This is a genomic window from Wolbachia endosymbiont of Pentidionis agamae, from assembly GCF_036711655.1.
Classification (GTDB): domain Bacteria; phylum Pseudomonadota; class Alphaproteobacteria; order Rickettsiales; family Anaplasmataceae; genus JAZHPY01.
The window spans coordinates 1-16,400 of the sequence record NZ_JAZHPY010000009.1 but is presented as its reverse complement, the minus strand read 5'-3'; the positions used below and the strand labels follow the sequence as shown (position 1 = coordinate 16,400).

Annotated in this window: 15 protein-coding genes; 5 read left to right on the top strand and 10 right to left on the bottom strand. The window is 29.9% G+C overall.

The window, feature by feature from the left end; translation table 11 throughout:
* The coding region (locus V6U76_RS01175; protein WP_333023193.1) for a leucine-rich repeat domain-containing protein at positions 1-284 on the bottom strand (284 nt) is incomplete at its 3' end.
* Between the two features lie 476 nt (positions 285-760).
* On the opposite strand from V6U76_RS01175, the gene V6U76_RS01170 reads away from it, so the two are divergent.
* Positions 761-1,954, top strand: coding sequence for a pyridoxal phosphate-dependent aminotransferase (locus V6U76_RS01170; protein WP_333023192.1), 1,194 nt, complete (start codon positions 761-763; stop codon positions 1,952-1,954).
* Positions 1,955-1,985: 31 nt separating this feature from the next.
* Here the strand turns inward: V6U76_RS01170 and V6U76_RS01165 are convergent, their stop codons facing one another.
* The 4 genes from V6U76_RS01165 to V6U76_RS01150 form a co-directional block, all read right to left on the bottom strand.
* Positions 1,986-2,795 carry a metal ABC transporter permease gene (locus tag V6U76_RS01165; RefSeq protein ID WP_333023191.1) on the bottom strand — a complete coding sequence of 270 codons (810 nt, stop codon included), beginning with the start codon at positions 2,793-2,795 and terminating at the stop codon, positions 1,986-1,988.
* A gap of 7 nt (positions 2,796-2,802) precedes the next feature.
* Complete coding sequence (locus tag V6U76_RS01160) at positions 2,803-3,174, bottom strand: Mth938-like domain-containing protein (protein WP_333023190.1); 372 nt, start codon at positions 3,172-3,174, stop codon at positions 2,803-2,805.
* Complete coding sequence (locus V6U76_RS01155; protein ID WP_333023189.1) at positions 3,171-4,031, bottom strand: 4-(cytidine 5'-diphospho)-2-C-methyl-D-erythritol kinase; 861 nt, start codon at positions 4,029-4,031, stop codon at positions 3,171-3,173. Before V6U76_RS01155 ends, V6U76_RS01160 begins: the two co-directional genes overlap by 4 nt.
* 243 nt (positions 4,032-4,274) lie before the next feature.
* The gene (locus V6U76_RS01150) at positions 4,275-4,631 is read right to left on the bottom strand and encodes a glutaredoxin domain-containing protein (protein WP_333023188.1); all 357 of its coding nucleotides are present in this window, start codon (positions 4,629-4,631) and stop codon (positions 4,275-4,277) included.
* Between the two features lie 67 nt (positions 4,632-4,698).
* Between V6U76_RS01150 and ribF the strand changes: the two genes are divergently transcribed.
* From ribF to V6U76_RS01130, 4 genes are read left to right on the top strand one after another with little or no spacing between them, the layout of a single operon-like run.
* A complete protein-coding gene (gene ribF, locus V6U76_RS01145; RefSeq protein WP_333023187.1) occupies positions 4,699-5,616 on the top strand; it encodes a riboflavin biosynthesis protein RibF in 918 nt (305 codons plus the stop codon).
* Positions 5,613-6,092: a signal peptidase II gene (gene lspA / locus V6U76_RS01140; RefSeq protein WP_333023186.1), complete on the top strand. Its 480-nt coding sequence runs from the start codon at positions 5,613-5,615 to the stop codon at positions 6,090-6,092. Before ribF ends, lspA begins: the two co-directional genes overlap by 4 nt.
* 41 nt (positions 6,093-6,133) lie before the next feature.
* On the top strand, positions 6,134-7,468 hold the full coding sequence (locus V6U76_RS01135; protein WP_333023185.1) for a M16 family metallopeptidase: 1,335 nt from the start codon (positions 6,134-6,136) through the stop codon (positions 7,466-7,468).
* A gap of 2 nt (positions 7,469-7,470) precedes the next feature.
* Positions 7,471-8,790, top strand: a complete 1,320-nt coding sequence (locus V6U76_RS01130) for a M16 family metallopeptidase (protein WP_333023194.1) — start codon at positions 7,471-7,473, stop codon at positions 8,788-8,790.
* A 76-nt stretch (positions 8,791-8,866) separates the two neighbouring features.
* Here the strand turns inward: V6U76_RS01130 and V6U76_RS01125 are convergent, their stop codons facing one another.
* The 5 genes from V6U76_RS01125 to V6U76_RS01105 all read right to left on the bottom strand — a co-directional run.
* Entirely contained in the window at positions 8,867-11,167 is a 2,301-nt protein-coding gene (locus V6U76_RS01125; protein ID WP_333023184.1) for a PD-(D/E)XK nuclease domain-containing protein, read from the bottom strand.
* Entirely contained in the window at positions 11,157-12,839 is a 1,683-nt protein-coding gene (locus tag V6U76_RS01120; RefSeq protein WP_333023183.1) for a hypothetical protein, read from the bottom strand. The genes V6U76_RS01125 and V6U76_RS01120 overlap by 11 nt, the downstream gene beginning before the upstream one ends.
* Positions 12,840-13,357: 518 nt before the next feature.
* The gene (gene guaA / locus V6U76_RS01115; RefSeq protein ID WP_408647403.1) at positions 13,358-14,923 is read right to left on the bottom strand and encodes a glutamine-hydrolyzing GMP synthase; all 1,566 of its coding nucleotides are present in this window, start codon (positions 14,921-14,923) and stop codon (positions 13,358-13,360) included.
* Between the two features lie 328 nt (positions 14,924-15,251).
* The gene (locus tag V6U76_RS01110; protein WP_333023181.1) at positions 15,252-15,401 is read right to left on the bottom strand and encodes a hypothetical protein; all 150 of its coding nucleotides are present in this window, start codon (positions 15,399-15,401) and stop codon (positions 15,252-15,254) included.
* A gap of 4 nt (positions 15,402-15,405) precedes the next feature.
* The coding region (locus tag V6U76_RS01105) for an ankyrin repeat domain-containing protein (RefSeq protein ID WP_333023180.1) at positions 15,406-16,400 on the bottom strand (995 nt) is incomplete at its 5' end.

The window sequence follows — 16,400 nt, the reverse complement described above, 5'->3', positions numbered from 1 at the left end:
AAATTAAGAGATTGAAGGTTTGTTAGATCTTTTAAATGGTCTAGCCCTGAGTCAGTAATTTTAGTGCCAGTCAAATTAAGAGATTGAAGGTTTGTGCAAACTCCTGCTACCTTTTTTATACTCTCATTAGTAATCTGTTTGCATGAACTTAATTTAATAGATTCTAAATTCTTTACTTCTTCTGAACCACTAGAAATAAGTTGTATAAAATCATCTTCATCAAACTTCTTAAAAGATAGACCTAACGTTTTGCCGTTTAAATGTTGATTAAAATCAAATACCATATGTACCTCACTAATTTATTAAAATATAATAACATATTTATTAAAATATAATAACATAGTATATAAAAAAATTCAAGTTATTTATTAAGCCTTAATGCATGACTTACTGCAAAATTAGTTGTGGAAAGCTCTATAACTAAGCTAACAGAACTTTAATAAGCTCTGCAATTTTTCCATTATTCAAGAATTATTACATTTTTTGGTTTAGGAAGTTTTTCAATTGTAAGGAAAACATATCTAATCCTTCTTACCTATAAAAAACCATTAACAGGTTTAATGCTGTACGAATTTATTTGTGATCAGTGGAAAAAATATTCTGTATTGTTTACACTAAACATTTTAATCTTGGCTTATACGGATAGGATATATTGGTTGATTTTTACATCTTGATGTATTAGATCAAATATTTATACTAAATTATAGTAGTCTTTTGGTTAAGTAAGTTTATTATTTGAGTTTGATTTAGTTTTAAAAATATGTCTTATATTGCAGAAAGAGTTTCATTTATAAAGCCTTCTCCCACTCTCGCTATTACAAGTAAAGCAAATAAGTTAAAGAATGAAGGGAAAAATATTTGTGTACTTGCAGCAGGAGAGCCAGATTTTGATACTCCAGTGCATGTAAAAGAGGCTGCTATTCAAGCAATCAATGAAGGAAAAACAAAATATACGGCTGTTGATGGAACTATCGAGCTCAAAACAGCAATAGTAAGTAAATTGCAAAGAGACAACTGTTTGAAGTATAGTAACAATCAAATTTGTGTTGGTACTGGTGCTAAGCAGGTGTTATTCAACTTATTTATGGCAACCATTAATACAGGGGATGAGGTAATAATCCCAGCTCCATATTGGGTCTCATATATTGATATGGTCAATCTCTTTGGCGGCATACCAATTGTAATTCAGTGTAAACAAAACTTTAAGCTTACACCAGAACTTCTAGAAAGTAAAATAACCAAAAAAACAAAGTGGCTTATTATTAACTCTCCCAATAATCCAACTGGAGCAGTATACACATATGATGAATTAAAAAGTATATCTAAAGTGTTGCTTAATCATCCACATGTAAATATTGTTACAGATGATATTTATGAGCATATAATATATGATGAAAAATTTTTCACAATTGCTCAAGTTGAGCCAGAACTTTATGAGAGAGTTTTTATAGTTAATGGAGTATCAAAAGCTTATGCAATGACAGGATGGAGAATAGGTTATATTGCAGGAAAAAGCGATGTCATATCTGCAATTTCTGCACTACAATCTCAAAGCACTTCTAATCCCAATTCTATAGCACAAGTTGCAGCAACTGAAGCATTAAATGGTGACCACAGTTTCTTAAAAGAAAGAACAGAAATTTTTAAAAATCGTAGAGATTTTGTAATAAGCAAATTAAAATCTGCTTCTGGATTATCGATATTTTTGCCACAAGGTGCATTTTATTTATTCATTTCATGTAAAAATTTACTTGGTAAATATACAGAAAATGGCAAATTAATAACTGATGATCTGGAGTTTACTGAATATTTACTACTTGATCACTCTACTGCAGTAGTGCCAGGCATTGCATTTGGTATGGAAGGTTATATAAGAATATCTTATGCCACATCTCAAGAACAGTTAAATATTGGCTGCAACAATATCATTAGAGCATGTGAAGAGTTAAATTAAGTAAAGAAGTATATTTTGCAAATTTGCTTTATTATATTCTAACACTTAGTAATGACCTAATAAGGTAAGATAAGACTAGATATAGAGTAGAAGTCAAAATAATTGTTGGTCCTGGTAGAAAATCAGTTATTGCTGATATTAAAAGTCCAGAAATGCCAGACACTATAGAAAAAAAAGTTGCAAGCACGATCATTTCTGTCGGAGTCTTTGCAAGAAGCCTTGCAGAAGCTGAAGGTATGAGTAAAAATGCAGAGATAAGTAATATCCCTATAAGTTGAGCAGAAATTGCTATAAAAATAGCAAGAGTAATTAAAAATTCTAGTCTAACCAATTTAGTGTTTATTTTTTCAACTTCTGCCAATTCTTGATTTATTGAAATCATAAGCCAATAACGCCATCTAAATATTAAAATAAAGGTAACCAATAATGAAATAAAAAAAATAGTAATTAGGTCCTTTTGATCAAGAGTTAATATATCACCAAAAAGTGAACTCATGATACTATTACTTGATGATGTAAAAGAAGATATCAGTATTAAACTGAGTGACAAAATGACATTAGTAACGATATTTAATACTGTATCTGCTGAGTATAATTTATCAAAGTTTAATGATAGTAGTACAGCAAACAATATTGCTATTAGTACTATAATAATTGATAAATTAATTTTAAAAATTAATGCTAAAGCAACTCCAAGGAGTGAAGAATGAGATAAACTATCACCAAGATAAGACATTTTTTGCCATATCATAAATGAACCTAAAGTTCCAGAAACTAAGCCTATGATTATTAATGAAACTAAACTATTAATAAAAAAGCTTTGTTTTAATATTTCTAGCATAATTGATCTATATAACTACAAGATAAGCAATCACTAACCTATCTTCTAGTAGTAGAATATTGTATGTTCTACATGCAGAATCAGTTGACATAAATTCAAATTTTATATTTTTATACTGCATTAAATAATGTTTAACTGACACACAAGGTTTTATACGTATTTTACCAGTACCCACTAATACATATTCTATGTCTTTAGTTAAAAATAACTCATAGTGTTTTAGATAGTTTATATTTAATTCATTGAATTCAATTACATTTTCAGAAGATATTACTATGGAACTACAGTATTCTCTAGTATCAACAATAAAACTCCCATCCTTATAACCGTTGATAATCTTTTTACCTACAGGAACCGGAGAGCTTATATCAACAATCATATAATTTCAGCAATGCGAACCCAAAAAGCAGGATATTTTTTTTGCATATTGAGTGCAGCTATTTTTGCATCATCTTTACTAGAAAATACTCCAAAACATGCTGAACCACTGCCTGACATGCGAGCAAACATACAACCTTTCTCTTCTTCTAATTCAAGTATTATATCATTAATTTCAGGTGCGAACCCAGCTGCTATATCTTGCAAATCATTCTTCATGCTTTTAACAAATTCAAGAAGATTTTTTTCATGATTACTTTGCCAGTCAATAGGAGTTGTAAAGCCTTTGTTATATGATGCAAATATTTTTTGTGTACTTAATCTTTTTGTTGGTTTTACTAGTACTATATCTTTCGGGAAAGAAAAATTTTCTAGTGGGTACAGCTCTTCACCTATACCCTTAGCGAAAGCCACTCTGCTATCTATGCTCGCAGGAACATCTGCACCAACTCTCAATGCTATTTTATCCAAAATTGGTCGTTCTACATTCCATAATTTACCCAAAGTACGTATGATAGCCCCAGCATCTGAAGAGCTACCACCAAGACCTGCAGCAATTGGTATATTCTTTATAACCTTAATAAAAGCTGTGGTATGCTCTGGAGCATATTTAAGCAATAACATAGTAGATTGCATTATGGTGTTGTGCAGATTGTTGATTTTAGACCCATATCCTATAAATTTAACCTTAGGTTTATCGTACTTGAATCTTGTACGATTGACGTTAATTTCTATAAGATTAAATACATTTAAAAAAGCAAAAATGGTTTCGATTGAGTGATAATTAGCACCTTTCTTACCTGTTATATGCAAAAAGAGATTGATTTTTGCTGGTGACTTTACAGAATAACTAACCATACATTCTTCCATAGAATCTATAGTATAATGTTATTTAGAATTTTTTTTTAGTCAATATTATTAATTTTATGCTAAGTAAAAAAAGCAAACTCTAATCAATTTATTCTCACCTTTCATTTCTATATCGCTTAACCTGTGATCATGCAATACCGATATTTGATGTACTTTGAACCCCTGCATATGGTAATAGGAGTCACTTTATCAGTAACATGGCTATTATGTTCTTTTCTTGTGCGATGAGGATTACATCAAATCATCATTTGATGTAGAATATTCTACAAATCCTATATCATGTGGTAGATTAATCTCTGTGTCAGTGTGAGTATCGACATTACTTAACATACTATCCAATTTTCCTGCTTCTTCAAGCTCAATCAACTTGTCGCTTCCTGCAATATGGCTTATATATTTACCATTTTCATCAGTAATAAAAATTTGTGGTACTGTTTTAACTTTATACGTTAATTTTACGTGACTAAATGCATCTGAATTTTTAAGTACATCAATTTCTTCATACTTGACGCCTTTTTTATCTAGTAAATCTTTCGCAATTTTGCAGTATGGACAGCCCTTTTTTACATATATCACAACATTTTTCACAATTTACCTCCGCAATTTATTAAATTATAGTTATTATATATAAGAGATATACAAAACATCAAGTTATATGAAAATTATTTATGATTATGAGAAAGGAATAGAAAGTAGTGTAGTATTAACCTTTGGAAATTTTGATGGAGTTCACTCAGGACACGCATTTGCAATTTCCACTGTAAAGAAGATAGCACGAGAAAGAGGATTACCTTCTGCAGTTTTAACTTTTGAGCCTCACCCATCAACTACACTATTTAATAGAAATAACTTTAGATTGATAGATCACGAGCAAAAAAAGGAGCTGATTAGTAGCTATGGTGTTGATTATTTATATATTATTAACTTCAATGAGGATTTTTCTAAAGTAAGCTGTAATGATTTTATCAGTAAGATTTTGGTAGGCAAGTATAATGTTATGCACATAATTGTCGGTGATAATTGTACTTTTGGCCATAAAAGATTAGGTAATATATTAACTTTAGAAAAAAATTCAGAAATGTATGGGTATTCTTTGACTAAACTAGAACCATTAATAATCTGTGGTGAAATCTGTTCTTCTTCATTAATTAGAGAATATGTACAAACAGGTAAAATAGAAATTGCTAATAAATTACTTGGGAGACCATATCAAATATCTGGTATAGTAAAAGAAGGAGCTCATAGAGGAGAAAAAATAGGGTTTCCAACGATTAATGTGGTTATAGAAAATTGTATGATAAAACCTAAATTTGGTGCATACAATGCTATAGTAACAAGTGATGGTACTAATTGGCTTCATGGAGCAGTTAATATAGGAATGCGTCCTACATTTGGAGATTTAAAAAAACCAATTGTAGAGATGCATATATTTGATTTCTGTAGTAAACTATATGGTTTTAAAGTTGAGATACAACTTCTTAAATTTATTAGGCCAGAAAGAAAATTTAAAAATGTTTATGAATTAAAAGAACAAATAAATCATGATATATATCAAATAAAGAAGTGTTTATGAAAAGTTTATATTTCATTACTATAATAATTACTGCCTTAACAGATCAAATAAGTAAATTTTATATAAATTCATTACTAAAAGGTGATGAATTTATTGAAGTTTCTAGCTTTATTAAATTAGTTGAAGTGTGGAATCCAGGTATCAGTTTTGGTTTATTTAGCAACCTATCATATAGCTATCTACTCTTTTCTATATCTTCAGTGTTAATAATCTGCATACTTGTATGCTTGTTATATAAATCTAATGATAAAATAACTCGTATAGGTTTTAGTTTTATGATTGGTGGAGCTATAGGAAACCTATTTGATAGGGTTTACTGGAAAGCAGTATATGATTTTATATATTTTCATATTCAAGGATGGTACTGGCCTTCATTTAATTTAGCAGATGTGTATATAGTTTGTGGCATGTTGCTATTGTTATATAAGTGGTACATAAGTGACATATTTCTTGCTAACATGAAAAAAGATAAGTAATGTTTAATAGTTTTATAATAGGGTTTTAGTTAGGTAAAGCAATGTCCAAGGCTTTTTTTTATCTCATATTCTTGACTGTATTATCTGTTTATAGTCCTACGTTTTCAAGTGAATCTGACGCTAAAGATAAAGGTATTCCTAGATATACTAAATTAAGCAATGGCTTGGAAGTGTATGTTGTACCAAATCACCGTATTCCAGCTGTACTACATTCAGTGATATATAAAGTTGGTGGGATGGATGATCCAATTGGTAAAGCAGGATTAGCTCACTATTTTGAGCATTTAATGTTTGAAACTACTGGAAATTTTAAGGATATTAAAGCTACTCTTGCTAAGGTTGGCGCTCAATCTAATGCATTTACTACTAAAGAATATACTTGTTACTATGAATTAGTTCTCAAAAAAGATTTACCACTTGCAATGGAGGTTGAAGCAGATAGAATGGGTAGCTTCAATGTTACTCAAGATAAAGTAGACAGAGAAAAAAAGATAGTGCTAGAAGAAAGGAAAATGAGATTTGATAATAATCCTCGTAATTTGCTATGGGAAGAAATGAGTAGTGCATTTTACCGTAATGGTTATGGCAGATCAGTTATTGGCTGGGAAAGCGATATTAAAACTTATAATCAAGAGGATATAAGAAGGTTTCACGATAACTTTTACCACCCTGGTAATGCAATGCTTCTTATTGTAGGCGATGTGGAATTTAATGAAGTAGTGAAGCTAGCGGAAGAAAAATACGGAGATATTAAGTCCAAGCCTGTAATTAGACATTATCCTAATGAAGAACCAGTGCATAATGCAGATATGGTATTAACTGTTAGAAGCTCTGAAGTCAAAGAGCCAGTATTAATTTATCGTTATAAAGTGCCTAGATTTAAGCATATTGATGAAGTCTTTGCTGCTAATTTAGCAGTGGATATTTTAGGAAATGGCAAGTCAAGCAACCTATACAAAGACTTAGTTCTAGACAAAGATCTGGCAGTATCGGCCTCTTCTTACTACAACAGTCTTGTTTTCAGTGATGGCTACATTGATATTTACATAATCCCAAAAAGTGGTGTCAATTTAGATACTATTGAAATGGAATTGGAAAATGCTGTTAATAGATTTATGTCTCATGGAGTAACGAGTGAGGAGTTGCAAAGCTCAAAATATAGATATAAAGCAGCACAGTTTGATAATTTATCCGATTTGTTTAACATAGCATATTTCTATGGTTCGCATTTGGCTCTAGGAATCCCTATTAAGGATATAGATGTTTCATATAGCAAGATAGATGATGTTAATTTAGAGGATGTAAATAATAAGATTCGCACTGTTTTTTCTGCTAATAAATTAATTGGTCGTTTATTGCCTAAGGGGGGATGGTAATGCTGAGAATAAGTAAAGTTATATTTTTACTTCTTTTTTACTTCAGTTTCGTTTTAGAGGCGAGTAGCAAATTAAATATAGAGGAAGTTGTTACCCATAAGGGATTCAAGTTTTTATTTGTTGAAAATCATGATTTACCGAAAGTTTCGATAAATATCTCATTCAAAGATGCAGGTTATGCTTATGACAATACTGAAAAATATGGACTTACGTGGTTTACTTCTCTCGTAATTCAAGAAGGAGCTGGTAAAAATGATGCTAAGGATTTTGCAAAAAAACTTGAAAATAAAGGAATAAAGCTTAATTTCGGTACTGATTTAGAAACATTTAAAGTTTCACTAGATACTCTATCTGAAAATCTAGAGGATGCGATTTTGTTGTTAAGCGATGCTATAATACGTCCTAAGGTCAATGCAGAAGGTTTAGGCAGAGTTTTAGAGATTGCCAAGGTTAATTTTAATTATCTTGAAAAAAATCCTTACGTGGTTGGGGCACAGTCATTAGATGAATTACTATTTAAAAAGCACCCTTACTCAAAAAATCAATATGGTACTTTAGATACTATAACAAAAATTACTAGAGATGATGTTTTGGCATACATAAAACGTAATTTTGCTAAAGATAATATAGTGATAAGTATTGTTGGCTCTGCAAAAAAGGAAGAAATAGTAAATTTATTGGATAAATATTTATCTAAGTTACCATCAAAAAGATCGAAATTTAGAAAAATATTCGTAAAAAATAATTTTGGTCCAGCAGAAAATAAGCATATTTTTATGGATATACCGCAGAGTGTAATATTTTTTGCTCAAAAGGGAATAGCTTATGAGGATCCAGATTACTATAATGCTCATGTTCTGATTAATGCACTTGGCGGTATTGGTCTTAATTCACTGCTAATGAAAGAATTAAGGCAGAATCTTGGAATTACTTATGGTGTTAGTGCCTATATGATCAATCATACACATGCAAATATTATAGCTGGAGGTTTAAATACTGATAGCTCTACTGCAGATCAATCAATCTCTGCAACAAGAAATATATTTAGCAAAATAAAAAAGGAAGGAATTGATGAACAATTATTTAAAGATACAAAAATTAGTATGGTAAATAATTTTACCTTTTCTCTATTTAATAATACAAATGTAGCAGCTCTTTTGGATAATATACAAGTAAATAATCGTGATATTGATCGTATAAATAATTTTGAGAGTATTATTAATAACATAAAGCTAGAAGAAGTAAATAAATTGGCCAACTCTTTGCTAAATCCTGAATGTCTATTTTTTGTTACAGTTGGAAAAAATACTAATAATAACTGACTTGATATGTAAACGAATTATATAAAATTGAACTTACAGTTAATTTTATAACTAATAGAGTAGTTTGAAAGGTATTTTATATATGGGATCTATGATAAGATCTTTTTCTACCATGCATTGAAGTAGTAGTGGATTCACTAAGAAAATAAGAAACACTGCTAGATGACGATTCTGATAATGAGTCACCTAGAGCCGAATCATAAGAGTCATTAGATGCTGTGGATAAAGGCCGTGCTTTAGCATTATCAAAATTTTTTACTATAACTTGAGAATTTTCTTTACAAAATACTATATAAAATTTCTTTAACTTATTAATATCAACAATATCTTTTAAAATTCCTTGATTAGTATAATTTGTTAATTGTCTTTCAGCTTCTTTTATTTTGCCCTTGATTTCTTTTTCTGTATCACAAAACTTAAGTTCCATAATTATTCCTGTTCCATCAGGTAGTTTTAATAATAGATCTGCATTTCCTGCTCTTCCAACACTAACTTCTGTCTCAACTATAACTTTTTCTTCCTCATCATCATCCAATTCTATTGTTGAATGCAAAAATAACCCCCTTAGAAATAGCTGCAGATTAGCTTCAGAATTGATAAATAATTTAACTTTTTTTACTAACTCTTGTAAACTTTCTACACCATTTGATTTCCCTGGATTTTTTATATCTTGAATTATTTCTTTCACATTCTTTTGTGGCAGTTCTAGAGCTTCCAAGTCTTCCAGATTTGGTGATCGTGGTGTAGATGGTGACATCTCACAATTGTCTTCTAATAATTTTATACAAATCTGTGTTTCATACTCATTACATTGTAAATGTGATGAAGATCTTGAAAGTGTAGATATAAAGTTCTCATCCTTATATTTTGCAGGCGTTTGAAGTGTACTCCTATCTCTCAAACCATGAGAACTATTGTTAGTTGAAGAATTTGCTTTTTTCGGAGAGTTTACTTTTTTGGATATAAACTCAATTTTATGTTTATATTCCTCATCATTTTTCTTTATTTTAATTTCTATATTATAAATATTAGCTTGACTATTTGTATCAGAGCTGTGTGCAGGTGAAATATTGCCACCTTTATCCTTATATTCAGTAATATCAAATTCAAGATTATCGATTTTAAACATTGTATTTATCGCATCTCTATCTTTAAGGTACACAGGTCCAGTAACTTCAATGTTTAAGTTATTCTCTAAGCGATATTGCACAGCTTGACCAAACAATAATGCTGTGAAAGATCCAATACATTTATTTTTTGAATTAGATTCATTTTTATTGGACGGATTATTAGGATTAGATATACCTATATTTTTTGTGTTGCATAAATATTCTAATTCTTTACTTATTTTTGTGTTTAATACTTTATTTTCTAAATCTTCTTCAGACATTAGTAAATTGACTAATCCTTCATATTGAGATTTTTCATAACTTTCCACTTTCACCTGTTCTTCTTTTGTATCTTTAGTAAAATTTACACCTACTAAATAAATATTTTCATACTGATTTAAAATATTTGAATGAATATAGCCTCTATTTTCTATCTGTTGTTTAGCTTGATCTGCAGTTTTATTGTCTACCTTAAGCTCTACTATTATCACAGTTTGATCAATCATAAGTACTAAATCAGCGTACCCTAAGCCTGCACTAAATTCCGTCAAACACTTTATCTTATCACTGCCATGCATCTTGAAAAAACCATAAATAAAAGCCTGAAACAATGCTTCTTGGCTATCTTTTAATTTTAACTTATTTTTGTAATAATTATAAATTTTTCCTAATTGAAGAAATAAATCTTCTATAGATTTTATCTTTGCAGCTTGTTTTACAAATGGTTGATCGAGTTTTTCTAATAGAGTATTAAACTCTCGTATTTCTTGTCCAACATCTAAAATTTTTTTAATATGTATAAAACTAGTACCAGAAACAGAATCGATTGAAACTTTTTTTGCATCATTTATTTTCATTACCAATTCACTTTGACCTTTATTAATATAGTATACAGTTTGCTTAATAAAGTTTTCATCTTCTAAGTCTATTGAATATTCCTCTTGAATTTTCCGTTTTAAGAAATTCACTTCTTCTTTGGAAAACTCTACTTTCTCATCAATACTAACAATTTTAATTCTTACAACAGATTTTTCTTCATCTATATAGATAAATTTTATAGTTTTTTGATCATTACTTAATTTCAATCGCACTTTTTTTTTTACTATATAAGGTAAAGTTAGAATAGCACCAAGAAAAAAGTAACTCCAAAAACCCTCTACACCAGCAATCTTTTTTGGTACTTCTGAAATAATTTGATTAAATTTTTTCTGAAAGCAATCTTGTTTATCATTTGAAAGAAACAACTTGAACAATTCACTACTTAACATTCTCTACCTCCAAATTGGGTTTTAGTCTTTTTATTTTTGTATTCTCTAATTGACTTTCTGGTGGCACGACCTTACTTACATGTTTCCTTTTTTTGTCAATGCTCTTTAGTTCTTTTCCTTTTTTGAGATCAACTACTTCAATATCTTCTATCTCAACTCGGCGTTCTCTTATTTTACAAGGACGTTGTGGCTCAATACTCCAGTCATCATCGCTTGACACTAATTCTTTCCTCTTTTTCCGTGGTTCCTCTCCATGGTAATGTGAAGCAATAATATCATCAAAAAAATTACAAATCTCATATCTTTTATTTTCCTTTTTTTTCTTTTCTAAAAGTTTAGAGTTATCATTTGAAAGTTTATTTGAAAGTTCATTTAATAATTCTTTTTTAAATTTAAGAACTGATTCTTTGGTTTTTAGGCAACACTGTACGAGATCACGAAGTATATTCCATTCATCTTGTAAGATTAATTTGTAATAACAATCATTCACTATTTTATAATGTGGTAAAATTTTTTCTCTTACTGATATAGAGACTGTATTTAAAATAAATTTAATATTTTCATAACTTCTAGCATGAAGTAACCCTTCTATAATATTTATAAACCAAAAACTATTGATTGAAGAATCCTTATCAGGTATTTTATCCCAAACATATTTTAGCTGTTTTGAATATGTTTCAGGATCATAAGCAATTTTTTCCGCGATACATAGAAGCAAAAAATAAGTTTTGTCTTTCTTTAAAAAATCGAAAAAATCGAGTGTATATTCTGCTACTCGTAAAAACAGATTTCGATAAGGAAAATATATGAAACAATTGAGTACATAATCTACAACTATAGGATTATCCTTAAAAATTTCCTTTTGTTGTTCTACACTTAATTGTCTAAGAAAAAACAATAAATTATTTATACCACTACTCTCTGGAAAACGTGGGATTTCATCCGAAATTTTAGACCTATTACCTGGTCTAAGCGGCTGTGCTGCTGCTTCCATAAAACACTCTTTTAAGTTTTTCTCTTGTTCTTCAAGTGTAATCTTCTCCCAAAAATACTTTGTTGCCACATGGTTACCTTGTTTTACTGCTATCTTCAAACCATATTCATATTTACTACTGCCATCCTTTATCAATTCTTCTACTCTATTGCTTATGTAATAACTCCAAAAAGCCACTAAACTATTTTCTTTTTTCATTTTCTTTAAATTGTTTTTTGTATTAGGATGTAATTTTTCCCATGAGCTAAAAATTTCTTCTTCAATACAATAAATACAAGTGAGTTTATATTTGCTAAAATTACCCATTTTACTAATTTGCAATAACCTTCTTATAGTGTTTTCTTGGTTTATTTTTCCATTAAGATTCCAAGACAAGCTATTCAAGACTGCAAGGTTATTACAGTACATTTGCTGATAATGTGTTAACCACGCTCTAATCTCTAAACCTATTGCTCCAACTGCATTTTTTACCTTGCAAATAAATTTTTCTGACCCATCAAGTTCTTCTACCACTCTTTTTGCTGCTTCATTTATTTTTTTCCAATCTTCATCACTCAATTTATAATACGAACGTTTTTCAAGTAGCTCTAATATTGCTTTTTTAACGTGATCTTGAGTGAATAAAGAAATTGCAGATAACTCTACTGATTTTTTCTGTAAAAAACTTTCTGAATGCATATTGTATAGTAATTATCAATCTAATCTTAGTATACTCTAAAAATAACACGTCATATAATAAAATTTTTCAGAACTTATCTTTAAAGGTAATACTAGTTGAAGCTTCTGGTATAAAAAACTCTTTTAAAGCAAGTTTTAACTTACTAATGGCGTTGAAATATTTGAGGAAATGTCTGATATAATTATGTAAAGCTATGGAGTGAGCGAAAGTATGACCTATATAAAGTCGATTGAAGATATATTATCCTGACTTTAAGCTGCCAAGGCGAAAGAGCTCTAAAAAAGTGACATGGAATATGAATTTGGTAACTGATGCAATCCCAAGGCTCCAGTTGAAAGATCCAAATTGATAGTAGTGAAATTGAACTACGCGTCACATAACTTGTTGATTTATTTAAAAGGTTTTTGATCATCCAAAGAATAAAGTTGAGAAAGGCAAAGATTTGCAATAAGTTTTGAGAAGCACAGTTTCATCTCATATTCTATAAAACAAAAATGACTTCTTGCTGCTTGGTTGGTTATTCCCATTCAATGGTTGCAGGCGGCTTAGAAGTAATATCATAAACTACTCTACTTACTTCTTGAACATTATTGATTATGATATTACCTACATCTTGTAAAAAGCTTAAAAATATCACTGAATACTTATTTTTATTCTCAAATGGAAATGCTTCAGCTGTCATGCCATCAGAAGAGGTAACAGCCCTTAAGCTGCAGACATATTTATATGTCCTTCTATCTCCCATAACTCCTACAGTTTTTACTGGTAACAGTGCAGCAAAAGCCTGCCATACTTCATTATATAAGCCATAATTTTTCATTGTATTGATATATATTTTATCAATTTCTTGTAAAATCCTTACTTTTTCTTCTGTAACTTCTCCTATAATTCTAACCGCAAGACCAGGACCAGGAAATGGGTGCTGCATTATGATTTCATCCGATAATCCAAGCTCTTGTCCTAATGATCTTACTTCATCTTTGAACAAACAACGTAGAGGTTCCAGTAAGCTCAAGTGCATTTTTTCTGGTAATCCACCAACATTGTGATGAGATTTTATTTTAGTATTTATTTTTTTATCTGAAGCATGACCAGACTCTATAACGTCTGAATAAATTGTTCCCTGCATTAAAAAATCTATATCACCTATTTTTTTTGCTTCTTCTTCAAACACTTTAATGAAGGTATTACCTGTAATTTTACGTTTTTCTTCTGGATCTATTATCCCTTTTAAATTACCAAGAAATAAGCGTGATCTATCTATACAACTTATCGGAATCTCTTTAAAGATATTATTAATATTTTGTTCTTGGCTTTTGCTGAGCAAACCGGTATCAATAAAAATGCAACTGAGTTGCGTACCTATTGCTTGATATGTTAACATTGCAGCAACACTAGAATCGACACCACCACTTACTGCAGCAATGACCTTCCTATCACCTATAATATTTTTTATATACTTTTTTTGTTCCTTAATAAATGATTTCATTGTCCAGCTTCGAGGAGAATTAGTAATAGCTAAAAAATTAGCAAGCAATTTATTGCCATTAATTGTGTGTTTCACTTCAGGGTGAAATTGAGTGCCGTATATTCTGCGTTTTTCATTTGCAATTATTGCAATTGTTTTGCTTGCAACTCCCGATGCAATTGCTGTGAACCCTTGCGGCACAATGTCTACACTATCTGAGTGGCTCATTAATACGTCTACCTCAGAACCTATATCCCACACATCTTTTATAATAGCAGAATTTTCCAATATTTTAATTTTAACTTTACCAAATTCTTGCTTGAAATTCTTTTTTACTTTTGTTCCAAAGTAGTGACAAATTAGTTGTTTGCCATAACATATACCTAGTATTGGCACATTTGTGGCTTTATTGAGATCAAAAATTTTATCTACTATCTCATTATAACTTTCATCATTTACAGATTCAGGGCCACCAGAAAGAATAAACCCATAGGACCCTGATATTAAATCAAAGTTCACACTGCTAGAAAATATCTCACAATAAACCCCCATAATCCGTATCTGTTTAGCAATGAGCTGTGTAAATTGTGAGCCAAAATCAATAATAGTAATTATTGCTGACAATATCTCCTCAACGAAAAAACAATTTTTAATTATAAAGAAAATAATTTGGTAAGTAAACTAACTTAAAGATATTAATAAGCATTGTTTAATTAATTAATTATATTTTAGTTAAAAAATAAGGAAAATAGTTAGCAAAAGTGAAACACTAACTGTTTGAATAATTAACAGTGCAACACTACTAAAAAGTAATCTATTGATGCTGGAAAAAAGCTCGGAATTATTGTAGATATCAGAACCTTGTGATTACGTAAGGTAAAACTACTGCATAGCTTTCTAATGTCAGACTCATTAGCAAAACCTAAAAACCATCATGATCATGCTACGGTTGTTGAAATTTCCTGCTTCCCACCTGATCTATATCAGCACCTCCAAATTTATTATTAGGGAGTTTTTCTTTAAAATATACAACACCAACTATAACGAGAGCTACTGGCAACCCAACGGCAAGCGTTACACCAATTGAAGGCAATACTCTAAGCCCTATAATAGTAGCACATACTGCAAATGTTACTAGAAAAGAAGATGCAATGGATAAACAAATATAATATCCTATTTTTTTCATTTTTCTCATTCTTAGAATATTTCTCTCGCTCCTCCTTCTCTACTTGCTTCATTAAAGTAATCAATGACATCTGATAAAGTATTTGAGGAGCTAATTTAGAAACATCATAATTAACTTCAACTTCTGGAACGCAATGATTTTTAAACATTTGAGATATTTTAGACTGTAATTCAGATTTCTTTTTTTGTACAAATTTAACTAGTTTATCGTACAGCATGCTTTGTAATTCTTCATTCTTACCATCAAATAAATAGTTAACAATAGGCTCATTATTTTTAATAAAGATATGCTTTTTTACTCCATTAATCTTATCAATGAAAATATCAGCGTAGTGTGGATATTTTGTCTTTAATTCTTCCTGTTCTTGTATACTTTTATGCTTACACCACAAATTTACTAAGTTATCAATTTTTGTCTCTTGAGAAAATTCATATAGCTTTACGTTTTCTAGCTTAAGTTTTTGTAACTCTGTTTTGCATTTTTCATAACACTCATTTAACTCTGCATTATCTTCTATAATTTCTTTATTTTTCTTAAATCCCTCATCATTTACAATATCTGGATTAGAAATTTTTAGTTTTGCAATATACTTTATAAGTAATTTTTTGGTTTCTAAATCTACTGCAATACGTAAAGGAGTACTACCATGTTTATTAGGAGCATTAACATTAGCTCCATTTTTCAGTAGAGCATTTACAACCTTCTCTTCATGCCAAGCTTTAGCAGCGTAATATAAAGGAGTACAACCACTATTATCAATAGCATTAAAATCAGCTTCATTTTCTAGTAGAGCATTTACAACTGCTGTATGCCCATGTCGAGCAGCATAATGTAAAGGAGTACAACCATTCTTATCAATAGCATTAAAATCAGCTTCATTTTCTAGTAGAGCATTTACAACTGCTG